The sequence below is a fragment of the Dongia soli genome, from assembly GCF_034044715.1.
GTDB lineage: Bacteria > Pseudomonadota > Alphaproteobacteria > Dongiales > Dongiaceae > Dongia_B > Dongia_B soli.
On record NZ_JAXCLW010000001.1, the window covers coordinates 993,281 to 1,013,699 of the forward strand.

Annotated in this window: 19 protein-coding genes, 1 tRNA gene and 1 pseudogene; 16 read left to right on the forward strand and 5 right to left on the reverse strand. The window is 60.9% G+C overall.

Features of this window, described 5'->3' with window-relative positions; genetic code table 11:
* The first annotated feature begins 284 nt into the window (after positions 1 to 284).
* The 4 genes from SMD27_RS04440 to SMD27_RS04455 all read left to right on the forward strand — a co-directional run bounded on the left by SMD27_RS04440 (position 285) and on the right by SMD27_RS04455 (position 5,687).
* Positions 285 to 1,277, forward strand: coding sequence for a phosphatase PAP2 family protein (locus tag SMD27_RS04440; protein WP_320507114.1), 993 nt, complete (start codon positions 285 to 287; stop codon positions 1,275 to 1,277).
* Entirely contained in the window at positions 1,278 to 3,665 is a 2,388-nt protein-coding gene (locus tag SMD27_RS04445; RefSeq protein WP_320507115.1) for a mitochondrial fission ELM1 family protein, read from the forward strand. It abuts the gene before it with no gap.
* A gap of 142 nt (positions 3,666 to 3,807) precedes the next feature.
* A complete protein-coding gene (locus SMD27_RS04450) occupies positions 3,808 to 4,752 on the forward strand; it encodes a sulfotransferase domain-containing protein (protein WP_320507116.1) in 945 nt (314 codons plus the stop codon).
* A gap of 23 nt (positions 4,753 to 4,775) precedes the next feature.
* A complete protein-coding gene (locus tag SMD27_RS04455) occupies positions 4,776 to 5,687 on the forward strand; it encodes a hypothetical protein (RefSeq protein ID WP_320507117.1) in 912 nt (303 codons plus the stop codon).
* 23 nt (positions 5,688 to 5,710) lie between these two features.
* On the opposite strand, the gene SMD27_RS04460 is transcribed toward SMD27_RS04455, so the two are convergent.
* Together SMD27_RS04460 and SMD27_RS04465 are read right to left on the reverse strand one after the other, a co-directional pair.
* Positions 5,711 to 6,895: a mitochondrial fission ELM1 family protein gene (locus tag SMD27_RS04460; RefSeq protein ID WP_320507118.1), complete on the reverse strand. Its 1,185-nt coding sequence runs from the start codon at positions 6,893 to 6,895 to the stop codon at positions 5,711 to 5,713.
* Between the two features lie 270 nt (positions 6,896 to 7,165).
* Entirely contained in the window at positions 7,166 to 8,044 is an 879-nt protein-coding gene (locus SMD27_RS04465) for a DNA helicase (RefSeq protein ID WP_320507119.1), read from the reverse strand.
* Between the two features lie 231 nt (positions 8,045 to 8,275).
* Here SMD27_RS04465 and SMD27_RS04470 point away from each other — a divergent pair, with 231 nt between their 5' ends.
* Positions 8,276 to 9,160 carry a carbon-nitrogen hydrolase gene (locus tag SMD27_RS04470; protein ID WP_320507120.1) on the forward strand — a complete coding sequence of 295 codons (885 nt, stop codon included), beginning with the start codon at positions 8,276 to 8,278 and terminating at the stop codon, positions 9,158 to 9,160.
* Positions 9,161 to 9,213: 53 nt separating this feature from the next.
* On the opposite strand, the gene SMD27_RS04475 is transcribed toward SMD27_RS04470, so the two are convergent.
* Together SMD27_RS04475 and SMD27_RS04480 are read right to left on the reverse strand one after the other, a co-directional pair.
* Positions 9,214 to 9,290 (reverse strand) — tRNA-Arg (locus tag SMD27_RS04475).
* A gap of 64 nt (positions 9,291 to 9,354) precedes the next feature.
* Positions 9,355 to 10,458: an ABC transporter substrate-binding protein gene (locus SMD27_RS04480; protein WP_320507121.1), complete on the reverse strand. Its 1,104-nt coding sequence runs from the start codon at positions 10,456 to 10,458 to the stop codon at positions 9,355 to 9,357.
* 172 nt (positions 10,459 to 10,630) lie between these two features.
* On the opposite strand from SMD27_RS04480, the gene SMD27_RS04485 reads away from it, so the two are divergent.
* The 11 genes and pseudogenes from SMD27_RS04485 to SMD27_RS04535 form a co-directional block, all read left to right on the forward strand.
* Complete coding sequence (locus SMD27_RS04485) at positions 10,631 to 11,641, forward strand: NAD(P)H-dependent glycerol-3-phosphate dehydrogenase (RefSeq protein ID WP_320507122.1); 1,011 nt, start codon at positions 10,631 to 10,633, stop codon at positions 11,639 to 11,641.
* 206 nt (positions 11,642 to 11,847) lie between these two features.
* Complete coding sequence (locus SMD27_RS04490) at positions 11,848 to 12,132, forward strand: hypothetical protein (RefSeq protein ID WP_320507123.1); 285 nt, start codon at positions 11,848 to 11,850, stop codon at positions 12,130 to 12,132.
* An 86-nt stretch (positions 12,133 to 12,218) separates the two neighbouring features.
* A complete protein-coding gene (locus SMD27_RS04495; protein ID WP_320507124.1) occupies positions 12,219 to 12,644 on the forward strand; it encodes a hypothetical protein in 426 nt (141 codons plus the stop codon).
* Positions 12,645 to 12,682: 38 nt separating this feature from the next.
* Entirely contained in the window at positions 12,683 to 12,862 is a 180-nt protein-coding gene (locus SMD27_RS04500) for a hypothetical protein (RefSeq protein ID WP_320507125.1), read from the forward strand.
* Positions 12,863 to 12,865: 3 nt separating this feature from the next.
* Positions 12,866 to 14,305 (forward strand): APC family permease, encoded by a 1,440-nt coding sequence (locus SMD27_RS04505; protein WP_320507126.1) that lies wholly within the window; start codon positions 12,866 to 12,868, stop codon positions 14,303 to 14,305.
* 145 nt (positions 14,306 to 14,450) lie between these two features.
* Complete coding sequence (locus SMD27_RS04510) at positions 14,451 to 14,879, forward strand: universal stress protein (protein ID WP_320507127.1); 429 nt, start codon at positions 14,451 to 14,453, stop codon at positions 14,877 to 14,879.
* Positions 14,880 to 14,920: 41 nt separating this feature from the next.
* On the forward strand, positions 14,921 to 15,634 hold the full coding sequence (locus tag SMD27_RS04515) for a hypothetical protein (RefSeq protein WP_320507128.1): 714 nt from the start codon (positions 14,921 to 14,923) through the stop codon (positions 15,632 to 15,634).
* A 174-nt stretch (positions 15,635 to 15,808) separates the two neighbouring features.
* The gene (locus tag SMD27_RS04520) at positions 15,809 to 16,144 is read left to right on the forward strand and encodes a hypothetical protein (RefSeq protein ID WP_320507129.1); all 336 of its coding nucleotides are present in this window, start codon (positions 15,809 to 15,811) and stop codon (positions 16,142 to 16,144) included.
* Between the two features lie 46 nt (positions 16,145 to 16,190).
* Positions 16,191 to 17,885, forward strand: coding sequence for an APC family permease (locus SMD27_RS04525; RefSeq protein WP_320507130.1), 1,695 nt, complete (start codon positions 16,191 to 16,193; stop codon positions 17,883 to 17,885).
* A gap of 393 nt (positions 17,886 to 18,278) precedes the next feature.
* The gene (locus SMD27_RS04530; RefSeq protein ID WP_320507131.1) at positions 18,279 to 18,893 is read left to right on the forward strand and encodes a GNAT family N-acetyltransferase; all 615 of its coding nucleotides are present in this window, start codon (positions 18,279 to 18,281) and stop codon (positions 18,891 to 18,893) included.
* Between the two features lie 175 nt (positions 18,894 to 19,068).
* Positions 19,069 to 19,710: pseudogene (locus SMD27_RS04535) on the forward strand (GH25 family lysozyme); the annotation flags it as partial.
* 64 nt (positions 19,711 to 19,774) lie between these two features.
* On the opposite strand, the gene SMD27_RS04540 reads toward SMD27_RS04535, so the two are convergent.
* The gene (locus tag SMD27_RS04540; RefSeq protein WP_320507132.1) at positions 19,775 to 20,362 is read right to left on the reverse strand and encodes a flavin reductase family protein; all 588 of its coding nucleotides are present in this window, start codon (positions 20,360 to 20,362) and stop codon (positions 19,775 to 19,777) included.
* Positions 20,363 to 20,419: the final 57 nt, after the last annotated feature.

A 20,419-nucleotide genomic window follows, 5' to 3' on the forward strand; every position in this document is an offset into this window, starting at 1 on the left:
CTCGCTGGCATTACGGGGGCAGATAGGGTAAAGGGAATGACATGCTCCCACGCCGTCTTGGGTTACATTTCGGCGTGGTACAGGTCAGTTTGCAGCGCCGATTCCCCGCAGTCGGCCGCCTTCGCAGATAACAAAATGCTGTTGACGACCGGTCCCCGGGCCGTCGGCATCAGACGTAGGGTGAGATGAGCAAGAGGCCAGATGTGCTGACTCGGCAAAAACCAGCAAATAGTGTTTCAGTGGCGCCGATGGCCCTGGCCGTTCCACAGAATGTTTGGAGATTTTTGCCGCTCAGTGGCCTTGCCTTCGTTCCGATGATGGCACTCGGCTTTGTGGCGATCGCCGTCACCATCTCCAGCTTGGAAAATATTCCTTTCACGGTGCCAATGCCCGGCAATATCCCGGGTTTGAAGACGAATTACTGGGTGCCGCCAATTGCGGCTGCCCTGGGTTACTTCGTCCTGCAAGTCATGGCGCGCTTTATCGGCGCCGAGAAAAAAACCTGGCGGGAAATCGCCGCACATGCGGTCAACGATTACTTGCTTCTCGGCATTTTCATCGGCGTTATCTACGTCCACTTCAATATGAAGATGTGGGTCCCGGTCATCAACCCATCGCTGCATGACCAGGAATATTTCGGCATTGATCAGGCTTTGCGGCCAGTGGTCGACCTTTTCATATGGCTGCGCATGGGTATCGGGCAGTTCTTGCCAGCCGTCGACATCTGGTACCAGGCCGCTTTCATGGCGATCTTCGTCCTGTCATTCCTGGCTCATGCGCTTGGCCGCCGGTTGTGGCATTACCACAACATGGTCGCCCTGGTGATTTTTGAGATGCTGGGGCCGCTCGCTTACTTCGTGCGTCCAGCGGTTGGCCCCTTCATCTATGAACCGGGCGTCAACAAGATGGCGACCGATGCCGAACTGCACATGTATGATGTGTACCAGCAGGTGCGGGAAGGCGGCGCGGCCTGGATCGCACAACATGGCGGGCAGTTCTTCGCCCAGCCTCTAGCCGCCATGCCGTCGCTTCATGTGGGCGCATCCTTTATTATGCTGTATTATGCTGTTAAGGCGCGGCTGTGGGTTGCGCCGGTCACCGCGATCGCCTTCTTCTGGATCGTGATCGAATCGGTGGCCTCGCGCTGGCACTACCTGATCGATCTGCCGGTAGGCTTGCTGCTTGCTGCGATCGCGATCACTGCCACGAACCACCTTTGCCGCGGCATCCGGGGGGAGGACCGTCAGGCTATGACGCATTTGGCACTCGGCCGGTGAATGTTCGACCAAGCCGATAACGAAGCCACGGTTTACAAGTCGACCCAACGTATTCCTGATGCCGCCGCCGGCGGGTATGAGGACGTCGGGCGGCAGCCCACGGTCTGGGTCTTGAAATGTCATCGCGCGGGGGATCACGCCCAAAGCCTGGGCCTGGCCCGGGCGTTGGGCTGGTCATTCACCGTCAAGGAAACCAAATATCACTGGTACGAGGCGTTCTTCGCGCTGCCGGGCGCGGTGACGTTGATCGGCCTCAACCGGCGGCGCTCCAGTCCACTGACGCCGCCCTGGCCGGATCTCATCATCATGGCCGGGCGCCAGAACGAAACCCCCGCCAAGTGGATTCGCCGGCAATCCGGCGGACGCAGCCGGATCGTCGTGCTCGGCCGCTACTGGACGCCGCCGGACGAATTGGATCTGGTGGTGACGACGCCGCAATTCCGCCTGCCACCGCATCCGAACGTGCTGCACAACAATTTCCCCCTCCATCCGGTGACGCCGAAGCGATTGGATGACGCGGCGGCAATCTGGACACCGCGTCTCGCCGGCCTTGCCGCACCCTATCTGGCGGTGCTGGTCGGCGGCTCGAGCGGTCCCTATATTTTCAGCCGACGTACGGCGCAACGCCTGGGCCGCGAGGCGAGCGCGCTGGCCCGTGCCCTGGGCGCCTCCCTTCTCATCTGCACCAGTGCCAGGACCGGCCGGGGCGCGATGGCGGCGCTCGAGCGTGCGATCGATGTGCCCTGCCACTTTTATCGTTGGCGGGCGAATGACGACAACAATCCCTATCACGGCTTCCTGGCGCTGGCCGATGCCTTCATCGTCACGGCCGACAGCATGTCGATGCTGGCCGAGGCCTGCCATACCCATCGTCCGGTTTATATGTTCGAATTCGGCGGTGGCCCGGCGGCAATGCATGGGCCGCGCGGACGCGACAAGCGGGTGCGTCAATGGTGGCGCCTGTCGCAATTGCTGGATCAGGGCCTTCTTGGCCTCCCCTATGCTTGGTGGATCGGTCGGCCGGCGCGGCGCCTCAACCGTAGCCGCGATATCCGTCTGGTCCAGGATCTCTATATCCGATCGGGTCGCGCCAAATGGCTGACCGATCCGCCGCAGCTCCCGTCGCCGAATGCCAAAGCGGCCAATATGGTGCCGATGGACGATCTGCAGCAGGCGGTTCGGCGGGTCCGGCGGATGATGGGGATGTCGACAGAGGCGCCGTTGCCGCGTCATCCTGAACATGCCAATCATGCGGTGGTCGATTTCGCAACGGCCATGCCGCGCGATACCAGGCAGTCGCCGCGCATCTGGGTGATCCTGTCCGATAAGGCGGGCGACAATGCGCAGGTTCTCGCCGTCGCCGATGCGCTGCCCTGGCCTTACGACATCAAGCGCATTCAGGTGCGTGAACCCTATGTTCTCGGCAAGCCGAAGATCACCGCTTCACTGGATCATGTCGATCTGGCGCGATCCGACAGGCTGGAAGCGCCGTGGCCGGATCTGGTCCTTACCAGCGGGCGGCGGATGTCGATGATCGCGCTTTGGATCCAGGAACGGTCGCAAGCCGCCGCCGCGCCTGAGCAGCGCAGCAAGATCGTGCTGATCGGTCTGCCCAAGGGGCATATCGAGCGCTTCGATCTGGCGGTCCTGGCCGGCCATTACCGCCAGTGCCGCGGCGATAATCTGATGCGTATCGATTATCCATTGCAGCGCATCGATGAAACGGCGATCGCCGCTGAAACCGATCGCTGGCGGGATGCTTTTGCATCCCTGCCGCAACCTTTGACGGCCGTGCTGGTGGGTGGCCAAACCGGCACGGTGCCTTTCGATGCGGCGGCCGCGAGCCGCTTGGCCAAGGATCTTGGGAAATTGGTCGCCTCTCAAGGCGGTTCGCTCGTGGTTACCACCAGTCGCCGCACGCCACCGGAAGCCGTCGCCGTCCTGGAACGCGAATTGCCGCGCGGCGCCGTACTGTATCCCTGGCGAACCGATGGCCTACATAATCCCTATCGGGCTTTGCTTGGTCTCGCCGAACGGTTTGTGGTGACCAGCGACAGCCTCTCGATGTTGATGGAAATCGCCCGCCTCGGCCGCCCGTTGGCGATTTATTCCATATCTCCAGCCGGCCGCGCCGGCCGTTGGGCCACCCGGCTGAACCGGCTGATACCGGGGCAAGCGGCAAGAGGCTGGCTGCGGAAGCTGGCAGATTTCGTGGCGCGCTTCGCTGCCCTTGGCCATGACCGTGACCTGACAGCGTTGCACCGGCGGTTGGTGGCGGACGGGTTGGCGGTCTGGTTCGGCGAGCAATTCAATGCCGGCGGTCGCCGTCCGGTGGATGAGTTAGCCCGGGTCGCCGACCGTGTCACCAAACTGGTCGAAGGTGCTTAACGTGGCTTGCCAGCAGCGTTGCCCTTGCCAGAAACCGTTGCATTAGAGAGAATCGCTGTGATGCCGATGGAAGTGCCGTCCGGTGATCGCCGGCGGAGTTTATTGCAGGATACGGCCGCGATGCCGGCTGCCAGGAGTTGAGATGATCGAAAGGGTATTACATCGCGTCATGCGCGAAATCGTCATGACGGCCGCCGCCTTGGCGCCTGCCGAGCGGCGGCGCCAGATTCGCCGGCGTGCACGGGGCCGGGAGGATACGTTCCGGCTGCAGCGTTCGGATTACGCTATCGTGTCCTATGGAAAGAGCGGGCGCACCTGGCTCAATGTGATGCTGTCGCGCTTCTTCCAATTGCGGCATAAGCTGCCCGCGCATGACCTGTTCTTCTTCGACAACCTGCATGCCAAGAACAAGGCGATCCCGAAGATCCTATTCACCCATGACAATTACATCCGGGATTATACCGGCGCCGGGGCGACCAAGGTGGCGTTCTATAATAAGCCGACGATCCTGCTGGTGCGCCATCCTGCCGATGTGTCCGTTTCGCAATTCTTTCAATGGCAGCATCGCATGCCGGCGCATAAGAAGGTGCTGAACGAATATCCGGCGCATGGAGCGGATATCTCGGTTGCCGATTTCGTCCTCAATGCCGATGCCGGGCTGCCGCGCGCGGTGCGGTTCCTGAACGAATGGGCTAAGGAATTGCCGCGTATGAAGAACGTGCTCATTGTGCGCTATGAAGATATACGGCGCGACCCTAACGGGGAATTGAAGCGCATGCTGAACTGGATGAAACAGTCGCCGACAGATGACGAGGTCAGTCAGAGCGTTGAATTTGCCGCCTTCGAGAATATGCGCAAGCTGGAGGAGGGATCGTCCTCGACCTGGCTCTCAGGCAAACGCCTGGCGCCGGGTAAAAAGGGCGACACGAACTCTTATAAGGTGCGCCGCGCCAAAATCGGCGGCTATCACGATTACTTCGATGACGAGCAGACGCGGCAGATCGATGAATATGTCGCCAAGCATCTCGATCCGGTCTTCGGCTATGGCACAGATGCATCGCCCACGACCGAACGCCAAGCATCATGATTGATCGGACCGGAATGGCAGAAATGGCCGAACCTAAACCTTGCGTCTTCATTCAAACCAACCGCAAACAGCTGGTCGGTGCCCTGGTCGCCGCCCATGCATTGAAGCGGAATTCGGCGAAGCCGGATGCCTTTGGTGTGCAGATTATGCATATGGAGGAGCACGACTTCTTTCGCGCCAAGGAAGGCAAGATTTATCTGCGCGACGGGATGAAACGCATCTGGCGCAATGACGATCTGCAATCCTTCACGCCGCTGCGCTTCATGCCGCCGGAACTGATGGGTTATCAGGGGCGGGCCGCCGTGATCGACCCCGATATTTTCGCCGTCGGCGATATCTGGGAATTGTTGTCGCGCGACATGCAGGGCAAGGCGGTCCTGTGTCGTGCCCGCGGCACGCGCAAAGCGCATGCGACCAGCGTGATGCTGCTCGACTGTGCGAAGCTCAAGCACTGGCATGTCGAGATCCAGTTCAGCGAGATGTTCGACTTCAAGCGCGACTATATCGAATGGACGAGTCTCGCGACCGAGAATCAGGACACGATCGGCTCGCTGGAGAATGAGTGGAACGATTTCGACCGCCTGACCCCGGCGACCAAGATGGTGCATAACACCAAGCGCAAGACGCAGCCTTGGAAAACCGGTCTGAAGGTCGACTTTTCCCCGGTCGATCGGGTGGCCTTCTTTCCGCCCTGGGCCTGGCTGATGCAGGCGCGTCGTAAATTGTTCGGGGATTACGGCCTGATGGGCCGCTATCAGCCACATCCCGATCCGAACCAGGAAAAGCTCTTCTTCGACCTGCTGCGCGAATGCCTCGATGCCGGCATTGTGACGGAAGCGCAGTTGCGCGAGGAAATGCGGCTCAATCACATTCGCCATGACGCGCTGGATTTGTTGCGGCAGTCACCGGCGCCGGCCCTGCAACCGGCGGCCTGATTATCTCTGCGGCGTCGGCCGGATCAGTCGCCTGCCGGCGTCGCGAATAATGCCCTCACCCGAGCGACGGCGCGCGGCAGGTCGGTTGAAGCTGACGGCCTGAGCGGCTGGCTTTGACGGTCCCCTCCGCTTTCTTCCTCCAGCCACGCGGCCTGGCGATTGGCCACCAGCCCGCGCAGGATCAGGCGGATGTCGCGGCGCACGCGCCGGGGCAGGCAGTGGGCGATCAGCCAATGCAGGACCCGCCTTGGCCGGAGACGGTCGGCGAGCGGTATCAGCTCCGGTCGTGCCGGCGGTTCCGACCGCATGCGGCTCCAGCCCTTACCCATATCGAAGAGATAAACCGGCTTTGCCGTGGCGCAGGCTTCGGCGACCATTGACATGCTGTCGCCGGTGACGATGAAGGCATCGGCTAAAGCCAGAAAACCGAGATAGGGATTCGTCTCGGGGTCGGCCTGCCAGGCGTAGAAATGACAAGGAACATCGATGCCTGCGTGCAAGGCTTGCGTTGCCGCCGGGCCGGTGCGGGGACTTGTCGAAACCAGCAGCGACCCGCCGGCTTGACGCGCCATTGCCGAAGCCGCGCGGCCAAGGCGGGAAGCCATATCGCGATCGAAAACGTAAGGCGGGCTGCTGCCGCCAACCAGGACGGCAATGCGCGGCTGCGGCAAGGACGCCACAGAATTGCGCCACCGTTCCGCTGCCACCTCCAGCCGCGCCGCCGTCACCTGATGCAAAGGCGCGGTGATGGAGAGCACATTATCCCTGGGCGGGACATGATATTGCGGTGTGGTGATCACCAGGTCGAAATGCCGCGGCTCGGCCCATGGGCGGCCGAGATGGACCAGACGCGTGCGCCCTCCCGAACGAGCCTTGATCCAGCGAGCGATCGGCTCGTTGCGGCGCCCCGCACTGATGACGAGATCGGGCCAGGGCGGGGTCAGATGATCGGACTTGTCGCGCTTCAGGCCGGCGAGATTAGGCCCCAATAGAATATTGGTGACGAGCTCGAAAGACCGGTAGGCGAATTGCTTGACCGTGAAGGGCCAGCCCAGCGCCTCGGCCAGCGCAAGCATCTGCGCCTTGTCGCCGGCGCGAAAGCCGGTCAGGACCCAGACCCGCGGGACGGTGCCAACGTCTGGACCATCACGAAAGGCATCGCAGCTTTTCGAAGCGTTTTCGCGATTCTGAGCGCCGGGTTGCGTCATGCGGGCCATGCATCTGGCTGTAATCAATAGGCACGGCAGGCTTAGCATCTTTCCCGGTTGCTGGCCATCTGCGCTTGCCGACTTCAGTCGCGGTGATCGCCGAGCGCCTGTCCTGGGAAACGCTGTAGCTTCTCAACTCTTCTCCCCAGGCGGTGCGAGAAGGCAACTATAAGGAGAAATTTCTACGCCCTCAAGGACAGCCGGCTCAGGTGTGCGAGCCGGCCCTCAGAGGATGCTTTTAGCGGGCGATGCCTTGACGGTATGGCGCTGTCAGCCTGTGGCGCGAAACTGAATGTCGCCGCTGTTCAGAAAGCAAGTCTTGCTGAAGAGCGCCAAATCCAAAGGATTTGGCAATCTGACATCGGTGAGATCGGGAAGAGATCTCACAGCGGCGTCATAAGATCGATCGATCTGAGAACTGAAGACGATGATCATCCTCTTCTCGCGCGCAAAGGATTTCAGCGCGCGGACCTGAACCATCAGCGGCGGATTTTCGCGCCGCTGATCGAGCAGTTGCAGATAGTCAACGACCGCCAACGTGCCACAGGGCATGGTACCCATCCGCTCGATGATGTAGCCGGCATTGATGGCATCGGAACAATCCGCGGTGAACAGCGCCTCGAACCGAGCATCGTCAACGCCGAGGTCGCGGAATCGTTCCGATACATCTCTGCTCGTGTATTCCAGCGTGAAGAATAGGCTTCGATGACCGGCTTTCATGGCCTCGATCGCGAGTTCGAGACAGATCAAGGTTTTTCCGTGCCCCGGCCGGGCACCGACCAGAACGAGATCGCCCGGCTGCAATTGAGGAAAGAGCCTACCGGCCGGTGTCAACGCGGAGAGCTTGGCGGCAAGCAAACTCCATCTGCCGAAACCTTCCTCGATGGCGATACGGTCGAGCGCTTCGTGCAGCGGCATATTCGCTTCACGGGATAGAAGCTTCGCCTTGCGCTTCAAATGATAGACGGGTGCAGATAGTTTCATCGATGGAACCTCCCATTGCGAGCCGTGATCGCAACAACCCCTCCTTATGCTGCACGCTCGAACAGTCGGTTCAACGATCCATGCGCCCTGCATGAAAGATGCTTTCCCGATGGAGGGAGGAGGGTGGGCGGCACCCGACTCGAATGATAGCTCAATCTTCGCCATCGCGGAACTCGGTCTATGGCGACTTCGGCCCAGTCGATCGCTGGAATACGTCCGCCCTATTCTTGATGAGAAAGGAGGGTGTGAATATGCTGGGGATCAACGAACATAGAACGGCATTTCAGGAAGGCTGCTTTCCGTGCGTCACGGAGATGACTTCCCAATTTGTACAGCTGGCGCCTCGTCAAGAGGGGATCGGTCGCCGAAATGGCGTCAAAGGGAGGATGCAAAACCATGAAAGTCAAGGTTGCTGCAACGCAGATGGCTTGCAGCTGGGATATGGAGGAAAACCTCGCTACGGCAGAGCGCCTTGTGCGGGCGGCTGCTCGGGAAGGCGGCAATGTAATCCTGCTGCAGGAGATGTTTGCCACTCACTTCTTCGCCTTCATGGATTGGAAATCGGAATATTTCAAGTTCGCTCTGCCCATAGAAGGCAATCCGATCCTGGCGCGGATGTCCAAGCTGGCAAGCGAACTGGGCGTCGTGCTGCCGATAAATTTCTTCGAACGGGCGAACAACGCCTATTACAACACCGTCATGATGATCGATGCGGATGGCAAGCAGCTCGGCATCTATCGCAAGGCACATATTCCGATGGGCCCTCCGGGCTGCTTCGAGAAGGTTTACACCAGTGAGGGCGACACCGGTTTCAAGGTCTGGAAAACCCGGTTCGGAAATCTCGGTGTCGGCATCTGCTGGGATCAATGGTTCCCGGAATCCGCCCGCTGCATGTGTGTGCTTGGCGCGGATTTGCTCTTTTACCCGACGGGTATTGGTTCTGATTGTCATGATCATTGGCAAACTGCGATGCAAGGCCACGCCGCCGCCAATTTGACACCGCTCGTGGCATCGAACCGCATCGGCAAGGAAGACGGGGAGTTCGGATCAACTACTTTCTGGGGCCGCTCATTCATTGCTGGCCCGACGGGTCAAATCGTTGCCAAAGCAAGCCCCAACAAGGAAGAGGTGATCCTGGGCGAGTTCGATCTTGAGGCAATTCGCGAGATGCGCGCCAATTGGGGTGTCTTTCGCGACCGCAGGCCCGATCTCTATTGGCCGCTTATGACACTCGACGGCCAAACGCCGCAAGGCTCGCTACCGCCGCAAAGAAACGGTTAGGAGGAAACCCAGGATACCCCTCTGAGTACGGGGGCATATCAGGTGAGTGGAATTGGCGTCCCCGAGAGGATTCGAACCTCCGACCTGCGGTTTAGGAAACCGACGCTCTATCCTGCTGAGCTACGGGGACGCGGGCAAGGCGGTTATAGCAGAGGTCATATGATCTGGCAAAAGCCGCGGCGCGCCGGCGGCGGCTATTTTTTGGGCTGGGCGACCGCGCCGAGACGCCACCAGACGGCGTCGCTGAGGGCGCCGGCCGGAGCCCGGGCCAGCACTGGATCAGGCGCACCGGTCAGCAGCACATTGACGCTGCGGTCATAGGATTCGGGGTTCAGCTTGCCGATCGGTTGCTTGTCGGAATTCAGCAGGACATCGACCGCCTTCAGGCTTTCGGCCAGGGTTGCGCGATCGATCCCGGCGCCGCTGTTGACCGGCTTGGCTGGCACGGTTCCCACCTGCTCGGTCTCTTGTTGCGCGGTCTTGTCGGACAGGCCGGTAAGCAGCCTGAGCGCGGCACTGCGGTTGTCATGAAATTGCTGCCAACCCTGGCGGGCGGCCGCCAGGAAACGGGCGAAGCGGTCGAGCCGCGCCGGGTCATGCAGATCCTCGGCGCGGGCATAAAGACCATCTTCCAGCGTTTCAACATCGAGATCTTCATAACGGAAAACCGTCAGGTCCTTCGCCTTGAGCCCGGCGATCTTCAACTGCCGAGGAATGAGATAGGCGGTCGAGGTGATGCAATCGAGGCGATGATCGGCAAGGGCTTGGAGATCGTCAGCCTGCTGCGAAAGCGTGACGCCGTTCTCTTCGCCGAAAGTGCTGATATTCAGCCGGTTCATCCAGGCATAGAAAGAGCTTTCCTGATGGTCGAGCCGGATGCCGATGCTGGTGCCGCGAAGATCGGCCGGCGCCCGGATCGGACGACGACAAAAAAGCGCCAGGCCCGCTTGCTGGAAGAATTGCGCGATATGCTGGATCGGCGCGCCTTCCTCGCGCAGCCGCAAGGCGGTGGACATGGTGTCGACGGCAAGATCGGCCTTGCCCTCGGCCAGCATCTGCGCCGGCGTGCGGTCGGCCGGGGCGATGAAGCGAACCTGAAGGCCTGCATCGGCAAAGAGGTGATCGGCCAGTGCCATATAGAAACCGATGGTTCGCGGGGCGGCGGTTTCCGGCAGGGCCACGGTCAGGGTTGCGATCGCCGGCGCAACTGCGGGTGCGGTGGCCGCTGCGGCGGCCGATGGCGGTTCCTGCGCGGTGAACAAAAGCGACAAAACGGCCGGGATCAGCCATTTCGGCAAGCGAGTCGCCAGGCTGTACGGCGCCGGCAGAAGATGAGGTGAGGGAACCGGCATTGGCTGAAACCATCTTGCACTTCGTCGGGCGCCAGACTACAGCCGAGGCAAGGATGGGCCAACTGGGAACGGCATCACCGACGGCATGACGAGGCAGGCATATCAGGATGCGACGGCAATGACCGATATCAAATCGCTCTCGGTAATCGGCGCCGGAGCCTGGGGCACGGCGTTGGCATTGATCGCCGCGCGTGCCGGCCGCGACACGCAGCTCTGGGTGCGTCGCCCGGAACAGGCGGAGGTGATGCGGCGCGACGGCGCCAATAAGCGGTATTTGCCGGGTGTCGGGCTGCCGCCGGATTTGCGGATTGCCGGCGATCTCCCTGATGCTTTCTCCGCCGCTTTGTCGGCCGATGCCGTGCTCTACGCACAGCCCTCGCAGTATTTCCGCGCTTTCTGCCGGGCGGCGCGGCCGTATCTCGCGCCCACCAGCCCGCTGGTGATCTGCGCCAAGGGAATCGAGCTGGGTAGCGGGCGGCTGATGACCGAGATAGCGGCGGAGGAATTGCCGGGCCAATGCATTGCGGTGCTCTCGGGCCCCAGTTTCGCGGCCGAGGCAGCGCGCGGTTTGCCGACGGCGGTGGCGATCGCCGCCGCGGAAGACACCGTCGCCCAGCGCCTGATGGCGGCGCTCAGCCATGCCGCCTTCCGTCCCTATGGCGCTTCCGATCTGGTCGGCGTCGAGGTTGCGGGAGCGACCAAGAATGTGTTGGCGATCGCTTGCGGCATGGTCATCGGTCGCGGCCTCGGGGAGAATGCCCGGGCCGCCCTGATCACGCGCGGCCTGGCTGAAGTCAGCCGGCTGGCACTGGCCAAAGGCGGGCGCAGCGAGACCCTGATGGGGCTCGCAGGTTTCGGCGATCTCATCCTTACCTGCTGCAGCCTGAAATCGCGCAATACCTCGCTTGGCCATGAACTGGGCGAAGGGCGCAAAGTGGCCGATATCCTGGCGCAGCGTCATACGGTGGCGGAAGGCGTCACCACCGCCGCCGCCGTGGTCGCCCTGGCCGAGCAATTGCAGGTGGATATGCCCCTGTGCCGGGCGGTGGATGATATCCTCAGCGGGCGGATCAATATCGATACGGCCGTCCAGACGCTCCTGGCCCGTCCGCTGAAACGCGAGTTCTGACGATTTTGATCTAATGCATGCCGTTTTCAATCGATGCATTTGCGTTAAGAAGTTTCAGCCTAGTAAAAAAGTTTTCAATCTGGTAAACAACTCCTAATGGCCGATGAACGGCCAACGAAGAATAAGTGTGTCTGAGAGGATTGTGACGCGGGAGCTGTGTTCGGCTGAATATGGCGGATCGTGTCTATCAACGGGAGACCCGTCTAATGGCTGAATCTATGCAAGCCCGGATCGACGCTATGTTTCGGCGCGATAAGCTCTGGGCCTTTGGGTTCGTTCTGGTTCTGTGGGCTGTGCTCGCTTTTGTGTTCTTCAGCGTCAATCCGCTGATCCCCGACAACACGATGCGTGTCGTCATTGCCGTCGCCGCGGTTGTGCTCGGCCTGTTCAACACGGCCTCGATCGTGGCGATGATCTCGCATTACAGCCACGACAAAAATTTCATCTACGAACTGGACATTCGGCATCTCGACGAAGCCCGCCACCATTGAGCGGACCGTCTTTGCCGGTTGCCTGATGCTGCGGGCGTGGCGCTGACGCAGGTCGGGAAAGACTTTACTCGGGAGGGGGAGGCTCCATGGCAAAAGCAAAATATCAACCGCCGAAACAGGGCGTGGCAGGGCAGATCATCGACGCTTTGCTGGTCCTGATCGCTGTGTTCGTGGCACTTTACGTGCCCTTGGTCTTCAATCTCGCAGGTGCGTCGACCCGCACCATCCTGCCGGCCGGTGTGACCCAGGAAACTGCTGCCGACGGCACGGTCACCTTCACCGGCGCGACCTGGGAAAATCTCGGCCAGAACGCGACCATGCAGAAGCAATGGGAAGCGCTCGGCTATGACGTGAACAGCGCCGCCGCGTTGATCACCCAGTGGTTCGATTACAGCTTCAACTGGTCGATGCTATTGCTCACCGCCGTCGTCATCATCGGCTATTTCGGCTTCCTGCTGGTCTTTTCGGACAAGGAATACAAGGAAGTCATTGCGGAAAAATTCGACCGATAAAGATCGTCATCGCCACGATAAAGGCGAGGGGAGAGACCATGGATTTCTGGGATATCTTGCAATATGCCGCCTGGGCGGCGGCGGCCTTGCTGGTTCTATGGATGGTGTTCGATGCCATCCGCATCAGCCAGCATTTCAGCGAGGATGTGTTGACCAGTTCGCAGGAAGGCATCGACGAACTGGCCCTGCAGCAAGAGCAACATCGGAGCGGGAGATAAATCATGTCGGATGTTGCCTTGGATCAAGCCACGACGACAGCCACGCCGACCGTTATCAATCTGCGGAAGGTGCTGGGGCCAGCCCATGTCTGGGCGCTGGGCGTCGGCATCGTTCTGGTCGGCGAATTCATGGGCTGGAACTTCTCGGTCGCAAAAGGCGGGGCCTATGGCTCGCTGGTCGCCTGCTGGGTGGTCGGCCTGCTTTACACCTGCGTCGCCATGATCGATTCGGAGATCACCTCCACGGTCGCGGCGGCCGGCGGGCAATATGCCCAGGCTAAGCACACGACCGGGCCCCTGATGGCCTTCAATGTCGGCCTCTATCTGGTCATGGCCTATACCATGCTGGAAGCGGCCGACGTGCTGGTGATCGGTGACTTGGTGAAAATGGGCGCGGAAGAGCTGGGAAGGCCCGGCGTTGATCCGCATCCATTCGTCTTCTTCATGGTCGCGGCGCTTGCCTTCTTGAACTATCGCGGCGTTTTCATGGCCCTGTCGGTGAACTTCCTGATCACCGCCATCGCCTTTGTCTCGATTATCGTCCTGTGGATCGGCGTGCATCCCTTCTCGCCGGGCGAAATCACGCAGCACGCGGAAATGCTGGCAATCCAGCCGCTGCCGGAACTCTCCAACGTGCCCGGCCTGCCTTATGGCTGGATGGGCGTGCTGGCCTCGTTCCAATTCGGCATCTGGTATTATCTCGGCATCGAAGGCACCTGCCAGGCGGCGGAAGAAGTCCGCTCGGCCGGCCGCTCCCTGCCGCTCGGCACCATGACCGGCATGATCACGCTGCTGATCGCCGCCGCGCTCACCTGGTGGATCTGCGCCGGCATGCTGCCCTGGGATTATCTGGGTCAGGCGCTGGCACCGCTGTATGACGCCTCGAAGATGAGTGGCAGCACCTTCCTGCATGTGCTGCTCTGGGTCGCCACGGTGTTCTCGGCGACTGCCTCGGCCAATGGCTGCATCAATGACGCCTCGCGTGCCTGGTTCTCGATGGGTCGCGACCGTTATCTGCCGCAATGGTTCTCGGCAGTGCATCCGAAATACCGCACGCCCTATCGCTCGATCCTGTTCCTGATCCCGATCGCCGTCGCTTTCGGCTTCACCGGGCTCCTGGCGCAGACGATCACCTTCTCGATCCTCTCCGGCCTGCTCGGCTATACCTTCATGCCGATCAACGTCATGAAGTTCCGGCGCAAATGGCCGCTGGGATCGATCAAGCGGGGCTATGTCCATCCGGGACATCCGATCCCGGCGATCGTGCTCTTCATCCTCTGCGTTGCCACCCTTTTCGCCGTTTTCCTCGGCTTCGGGGCGCAGCTCCTGGCGATGATGATGTTCTATATCCTGGCCTCGATCTGGTTTGCCTTCCATCGCTACAAATATGTGCGGCGCGGCGACCAGTTCACCATGTCCTGGCCGCGGCCCCTGGGTTACTGAGAAGGGGTTGCGAGGAATATGGTTAAGGGCTTGTTTAAAAGACCATAAGACAGGCCTGGCTTGGTAACGAGCCGTTAAGACCGGCCGATGGAAAATAACCATCGGCCGGTTTCCTATAAAGCGGCACCTATCGAGCGGGGGTAGAATGATGACATCGGGGTTGCTTTGCGCAACGGACGGATCGGCGATTTCGGAAAAGGCGGTGGTCTATGCCGCCGAGCTGGCGCGGTCGCAGCAACAGCATCTCGCCTTTCTCACCGTCGTCACCGGTTCGGAAGACCAGCACCCGATGGTCTGGGACGAAAAGCGCCTGCGGGCCGGCGACCTGCCGCCCGATCGCGAATTGCTCTCCGCGCTCAGCGTTGCCACGCATCAGGAGCTGCAGCATCTGACCTGCGTGCGGGTTCATGGCCGCAATCCCGCCGCCGCTATTGTGAGCTATGCGGAGAAGAACAACTATCACCACATCATTGCCGGCTCGGCGGGGCTGACCGGGGCGAAGCGCCTGCTACTGGGATCAGTGGCCGCAGATATCGTCACCCGGGCCCATTGCCCCGTCACGATCGTGCGATGATGCCGGTGAAATGAGATGACGCGAGGCAATTCAAGACGCCGATGACGACAGGCGAAACGATTATCCTAATTATCCTCGTTGTTGCAGCGGCCGTTACGCTCGGCGGGATCTATCGGCGTGACCGCCGACGCTTGAAGCAACGGCGCAGCATCCTGTTTTCGCAATGCCTGACTCTGCTGGAAGGGCCCCAACTGCGTCAGAATGATCTCGATTATCCGGTGCTCACCGGCCGCTATCAGGGCCACAGCGTTCATATCGATGCCATCATCGATCATATCGCCGTCCGCAAGGTGCCCAGCCTATGGCTGCGGGCGAATTTGATGGCGCCCCTGCCGGGCATGCCGACGCTCGATATCCTGATGCGGGCCCACAATGTCGAGTTCTTCTCGCCGTCCAATGATCTGCCGCATCGCCTCGATCTGCCGCTCGGCTGGCCAAAGGATGCCACGATTCGCAGCGACGATCCGGCGCGCTTGCCGCCGCCTGAGATTTTGACGCCGCATATGAATTTCTTCGACAAGCCGCAAGCGAAAGAAATGCTGCTGACGGCGAAAGGCGTGCGGCTGGTGTTTCAGGCGCGCCAAGCCGATCGCTTGCAGTATCAAGTGTTGCGCCAGGCGGATTTCGAGAATCCGGTCCTCGCACCGGCGCTGCTGCAGGATCTGCTCGATCGATTGATCGCGATTCATCGTGATGTCGCAACAGCGCTAACGGCGCACGCGCCAGACTCGAAAGCCCCGGAAACGCATTCATGACTCGTGCACCAATGATGGACCAATGCGTTAAAAAATATGTGGATTGGTGTGGCGATTTCGCCCATCATGCCGCATCGCGGTGAACGCGTGGGGCGTGGGGAGAAGCGCTTGACGCAGAAACGAAAGAACAACGCCGTCTCATCGAAACGGCGCAAGGGAGCGGAGCCATCGGCCGTGCCGCCGAAGCCGCCGTTGCATCCTTATTTGATTATGGCGGTGGCAGCTGTTCTGCCGGGCGTCGGTCAGGTGATGAACAATCAAGCCAATCGCGGCTTGCTGTTTGTGTTCACCATGATTGCGCTTGGCTATGTCACCTATCACCTCTCGACGCCCGAGATTTCTCTGGTGGGCCGCTATGCCGGCGGGCTGTTCATTTATGCCCTCTCGATCATGGATGCCTACAAATGGGCGCGTGTCCGCTGGGTGATCTTCCATCACCCGGTATCAGCCGCTCCATCGGCAACAACTGCATCGGGGGAGATGCCGGCCAATAAAATGGAGCATTCGTAACCGTTAATTAAGCACGTAACGCTTTTCCAGTACCTGGGAGGGGGAAATGGCGACTTTAAGTGAAACAAAGACAGCCGGGCAGGGTGAACTGCACCGGGCAATTGATTGGAAAGGGGCGTTCTGGGTTGCCAGCGGCGTTCCCGCTCTCGTTCTTTTCTCGATCGGCGGCATCGCCGGCACAGTCGGTATTCCGGCCTTTGCGGTCTGGGCGATCTCGATGTGCATGGGCTTCATTCAGTCCTTCACCTATGCCGAAATCGCTGGCTTATTTCCCAGCAAATCGGGCGGTGCATCGGTCTATGGTGCAGCCGCCTGGGTGCGCTATAGCAAGTTTATCGCGCCGCTCTCGGTCTGGTGCAATTGGTTCGCCTGGACGCCGGTGCTCTCACTCGGTACCGCCATCGCGGCCGGCTACATCCTCGATCTGATGGAACCGGCGCCGACGGCTGAAGCGGTCCAGGCCATGATCGCCCAGGCAACGGCAGCCGGTCAGACGATGGATGCGGCCGCGGCTACCGCTGCGCTCATGCCGATCCACAACTGGTCGCTTTTCACAGCCAATGTCGGCGGCCTGGTCAACGTCTCGATCAACTGGACCTTCTTCATCGGCGCCATCCTGATGCTGCTGGCTTTCGCCATTCAGCATCGCGGCATCCTCGGCACCGCCAAGGTGCAGACGGTGGTCGGGCTGGTGATCGTCATCACGCTGCTGATCGTCGGCGTCATTCCGTTCTTCAATGGCAACTTCAACTCCGCCAACTTCACGCCTTTCGTACCGCTCGCGGTGCCTTATGCGCCGGAGCCGGGGAGCTGGAACACGGCCGGTTGGACGCTGGTGCTGGGTGGCATGTTCATCGCCGCCTGGTCGACCTACGGCTTTGAAACCGCGATTTGCTACACCAGCGAGTTCAAGAATCCGGATACAGACACCTTCAAGGCGATCTTCTATTCGGGTCTGCTCTGCCTGTTGCTCTTCATCCTGGTGCCGATCACCTTCCAGGGCTATCTGGGCCTGACCGGCATGCTCGATCCCGGCATCGTCGCCGGCACGGGTGTGGCTTCGGCCATGGCGATGATGGTCGGCGGCGGCCATTTCATCCACACGCTGTTCGTCTTCCTGATGATCGCTTCGCTGATCCTGATCATCATCACGGCGATGGCGGGTTCGTCGCGCACCCTGTATCAGGGCTCGGTCGATGGTTGGCTGCCGCGCTACTTGAGCGGCGTCAATCACAACGGCGCGCCGACCAATGCCATGTGGACGGATCTGGTCTTCAACATGATCCTGCTGTCCTTCGCGTCGTCGGATGCCACCGCCTATTACTTCATCCTGGCGGTGTCCAATTGCGGCTACATCATCTTCAACTTCCTCAACCTCAATTCCGGTTGGATCCATCGTATCGATAACGGCCATGTGCGCCGGCCCTATAAGGCGCCGACGCTGATCCTGGCCGCCGGCACGGTGCTGTCCTTCGTCAACGCCGCCTTCATGGGCGCTGGCGCCAAGGTGTGGAACCCGATCGCCTTGTGGTGCGGGTTGATCATGGCCGCGTTGATCATCCCGGTCTTCTGCTTCCGCCACTATGTGCAGGACAAGGGCAAGTTCCCGCCGCGCATGCTCGAAGACCTCGGCATCACCGATTCAGGCAAGATGGAACGGAAGGCGGGCATACTGCCTTACCTGACCCTGGTTGCCGGTGTAGCGGTGGTGCTTATTACCAACTGGATCTTCACGCTCTAAGCGGGCGAAGATCGCGATCACCTTGCGGGGGAGCCGGTCCGGCTTCCCCGTTTTCTTTGTGGCCGGCGGCGCGAGCTCGCAATATTTCAGATAAAGGTCATTAAGGAGAATTTACCGCGCGAGGTTAAATCCCCGCGGATTTTTTATGGACCCTTACCCAGTTATTCTGTATGGTCCGCGCCATATGCAACAGCGACAGAGTCGCCCCATGTCCACCTTACGTCTCCGACGACGATCGATCCGCGCGCTGCGAAGCGTGGCGGTCGGCTGTGCACGAGACGCCGGGAAGGCCATCTAAGGCCGGGGAGCCCGACGGGTAGGCAGCCGAACGCCCAGTTTCGGCAGTGGTCACTAAACGCAGTGTCACTTACTTACCTGAAGGAAACCTGGACAATGTATCTGCTTAAGCCCGAAACCCCGGACCTCGCCCCCGCTGTCGAAAGCCTTCTCGATACGGTGTTCGGCGCCAGCCGTTTCGACAAGGCTTCCTATCAATATCGCATCGGCGTGCAGCCGGTCGCCGATCTCTCCTGGACCGCTTTCGCCGGCGACCGCTTGGTCGGTTCGATCCGCTACTGGCCGATCCTGGTCGATCCGCAGGATGGCGGCACGGCCACCCAGGCCCTGCTCCTCGGCCCGCTCAGCATCGATCAGGAATTCGCCGGCAAAGGCATCGGCCGGGCCCTCACCTTCAAGACTCTGGAACTCGCCGCAGGCCTCGGCTATGGCTTGGTCCTGCTGGTCGGCGATATCGATTACTACAAGCGCTTCGGCTTCGTGCCGGCGACCCCTTACGGCTTCGTCATGCCGGGCGAGAGCCGGCCGCACCGACTGCAGGTCGCGGCGCTGCGCGACGGCCTTCTGGAGCCGGGTCAAGTGACGGGCGGAGAGATCCGCCATATTCACAGCGGCGAGCCCGCTCTGCTGACCACGGCCGCGACGGCCAAGCCACGGAGGGGTCATCGTCGCCCCGCCAACGCCAATGGCCGCAACCGCCTCGCCATCTGATTCCGTGACCTCCGAATAACCGAGCGGCCCCCAGCCTTGGGGCCGCTCGCTTTTCTGGGCTGGCGCAATTCCGCTCCGCTTCCAGCGGCCACTGGAAAATCGCCACGTCGCCCAATTGCGGCCATGCTCTCCGGCCACCATCGGCGCTCCGTTCCGCTATCGATCCAGAGCGCAAATGAGTGGTCGACGCCGACCTGCAGGCAGGAGCTTTTGGTTTATTGGAGTTGCCGTCTTTCTTGCTGCCGCTGCGGCAGCGGTTTTTTATGCATCCGCCTGGCATCCATCCGGCACGACGTTCTCGCATCAGGGAATCGACGTGTCCCATCATCAAGGGCGCATCGACTGGTGGAAACTGCCGAGCCAGGGCGTCGACTTCGCCTATATCAAGGCGACCGAAGGCGGCGATCACCGGGACAGGCTGTTTGCCGTCAACTGGTCCGCTGCACGGCGCGTCGGTATCAAGCGCGGCGCCTATCACTTCTTCACGCTTTGCCGGCCGGGGGCGGATCAGGCGGCAAATTTCATCACCAGCGTCCCCGTCGAGGCCGATGCGCTGCCGCCGGCTGTCGATCTGGAATATGGCGGAAATTGCGCCAGCCGGATCTCGCCAGGCGCGCTACATGCCGAGCTGGCGGCCTTCATCGAGCGCGTGGAGATTCATTACCGCAAACCGGTCGTGCTTTATCTGACCGAAGAGTTCGACCGCGATTTTGCGATCAGCCGCAGCTTCGACCAACCGCTTTGGCTGAGGAGCCTGGTCGTCGAACCGCGTTTCGGCGCGCGGCCGTGGCGAGTCTGGCAGGTTTCCAATTTCCGCCGGCTCGACGGCATTGAGGCCGGGTGGACTGGAATGTCCTCAGGTGAGCCTTGGTCTTCGGTCGTCAGCCTTCCCCGTCATTGCTGGCATGGAGGGCTTCGCCGATCGCATAGAAATGGCCGCCCGCCACGTGATGCAGGCTGCGCCAGGCTGGGTCGGCATGCTCGAACTGCCAATGGCCGCCCTTGAAGACGCGATTATCGGCCCAGGCGGCTACGACCTCGCCAATGAACAAGTCATAGGCCTGCTGGTTGTGCGGCTCGGAGATCAGCCGACAGGCGAGCCAGGCCGAACAGCCGCCAACGAAGGGAAGGTCATATCCCTCGACCTGGAACAAGGTCGCGCCAAAGCGTTCCAGCTTGTCTGGCGCGTCGAACATGGTTGTCGTGCCCAGTTCGTGGGTCAATTGCAATTGCGCCGCGGTGGGCACCTGGATGACGAAGGCGCCGCTTTGCTCGACGAGGCCGCGCGTCTTGGTGCTCTTGTCCAGAACCACGGTCAGCTTGGGCGGGGCGAAATCCAGCGCGCAGGCCCAGGCAGCCGCCATGACATTGTCCGTGCCATCATGGCGCGCGGAGACGAGCACCGTGGGGCCGTGATTGATCAGCCGATAGGCCTTTTCCAGCGGAACCGGGGAAATGTGACGGTCCATTGCGGAGTCCTTTAAAAGCGTCTTCGTGGTTTCGCTTCGCGACGAAAAAGGGGCGGG

Bases quoted from the DNA above. Each gene is read 5' to 3' on its own strand.
- SMD27_RS04515 (WP_320507128.1), top strand. From the start codon at position 14,921: ATGACGACAGGCGAAACGATTATCCTAATTATCCTCGTTGTTGCAGCG.
- SMD27_RS04445 (WP_320507115.1), top strand. From the start codon at position 1,278: ATGTTCGACCAAGCCGATAACGAAGCCACGGTTTACAAGTCGACCCAA.
- SMD27_RS04510 (WP_320507127.1), top strand. From the start codon at position 14,451: ATGATGACATCGGGGTTGCTTTGCGCAACGGACGGATCGGCGATTTCG.
- SMD27_RS04540 (WP_320507132.1), bottom strand. From the start codon at position 20,362: ATGGACCGTCACATTTCCCCGGTTCCGCTGGAAAAGGCCTATCGGCTG.
- SMD27_RS04470 (WP_320507120.1), top strand. From the start codon at position 8,276: ATGAAAGTCAAGGTTGCTGCAACGCAGATGGCTTGCAGCTGGGATATG.
- SMD27_RS04460 (WP_320507118.1), bottom strand. From the start codon at position 6,895: ATGACGCAACCCGGCGCTCAGAATCGCGAAAACGCTTCGAAAAGCTGC.
- SMD27_RS04525 (WP_320507130.1), top strand. From the start codon at position 16,191: ATGGCGACTTTAAGTGAAACAAAGACAGCCGGGCAGGGTGAACTGCAC.
- SMD27_RS04530 (WP_320507131.1), top strand. From the start codon at position 18,279: ATGTATCTGCTTAAGCCCGAAACCCCGGACCTCGCCCCCGCTGTCGAA.
- SMD27_RS04450 (WP_320507116.1), top strand. From the start codon at position 3,808: ATGATCGAAAGGGTATTACATCGCGTCATGCGCGAAATCGTCATGACG.
- SMD27_RS04500 (WP_320507125.1), top strand. From the start codon at position 12,683: ATGGATTTCTGGGATATCTTGCAATATGCCGCCTGGGCGGCGGCGGCC.
- SMD27_RS04505 (WP_320507126.1), top strand. From the start codon at position 12,866: ATGTCGGATGTTGCCTTGGATCAAGCCACGACGACAGCCACGCCGACC.
- SMD27_RS04485 (WP_320507122.1), top strand. From the start codon at position 10,631: ATGACCGATATCAAATCGCTCTCGGTAATCGGCGCCGGAGCCTGGGGC.
- SMD27_RS04495 (WP_320507124.1), top strand. From the start codon at position 12,219: ATGGCAAAAGCAAAATATCAACCGCCGAAACAGGGCGTGGCAGGGCAG.
- SMD27_RS04465 (WP_320507119.1), bottom strand. From the start codon at position 8,044: ATGGCGAAGATTGAGCTATCATTCGAGTCGGGTGCCGCCCACCCTCCT.
- SMD27_RS04490 (WP_320507123.1), top strand. From the start codon at position 11,848: ATGGCTGAATCTATGCAAGCCCGGATCGACGCTATGTTTCGGCGCGAT.
- SMD27_RS04455 (WP_320507117.1), top strand. From the start codon at position 4,776: ATGGCCGAACCTAAACCTTGCGTCTTCATTCAAACCAACCGCAAACAG.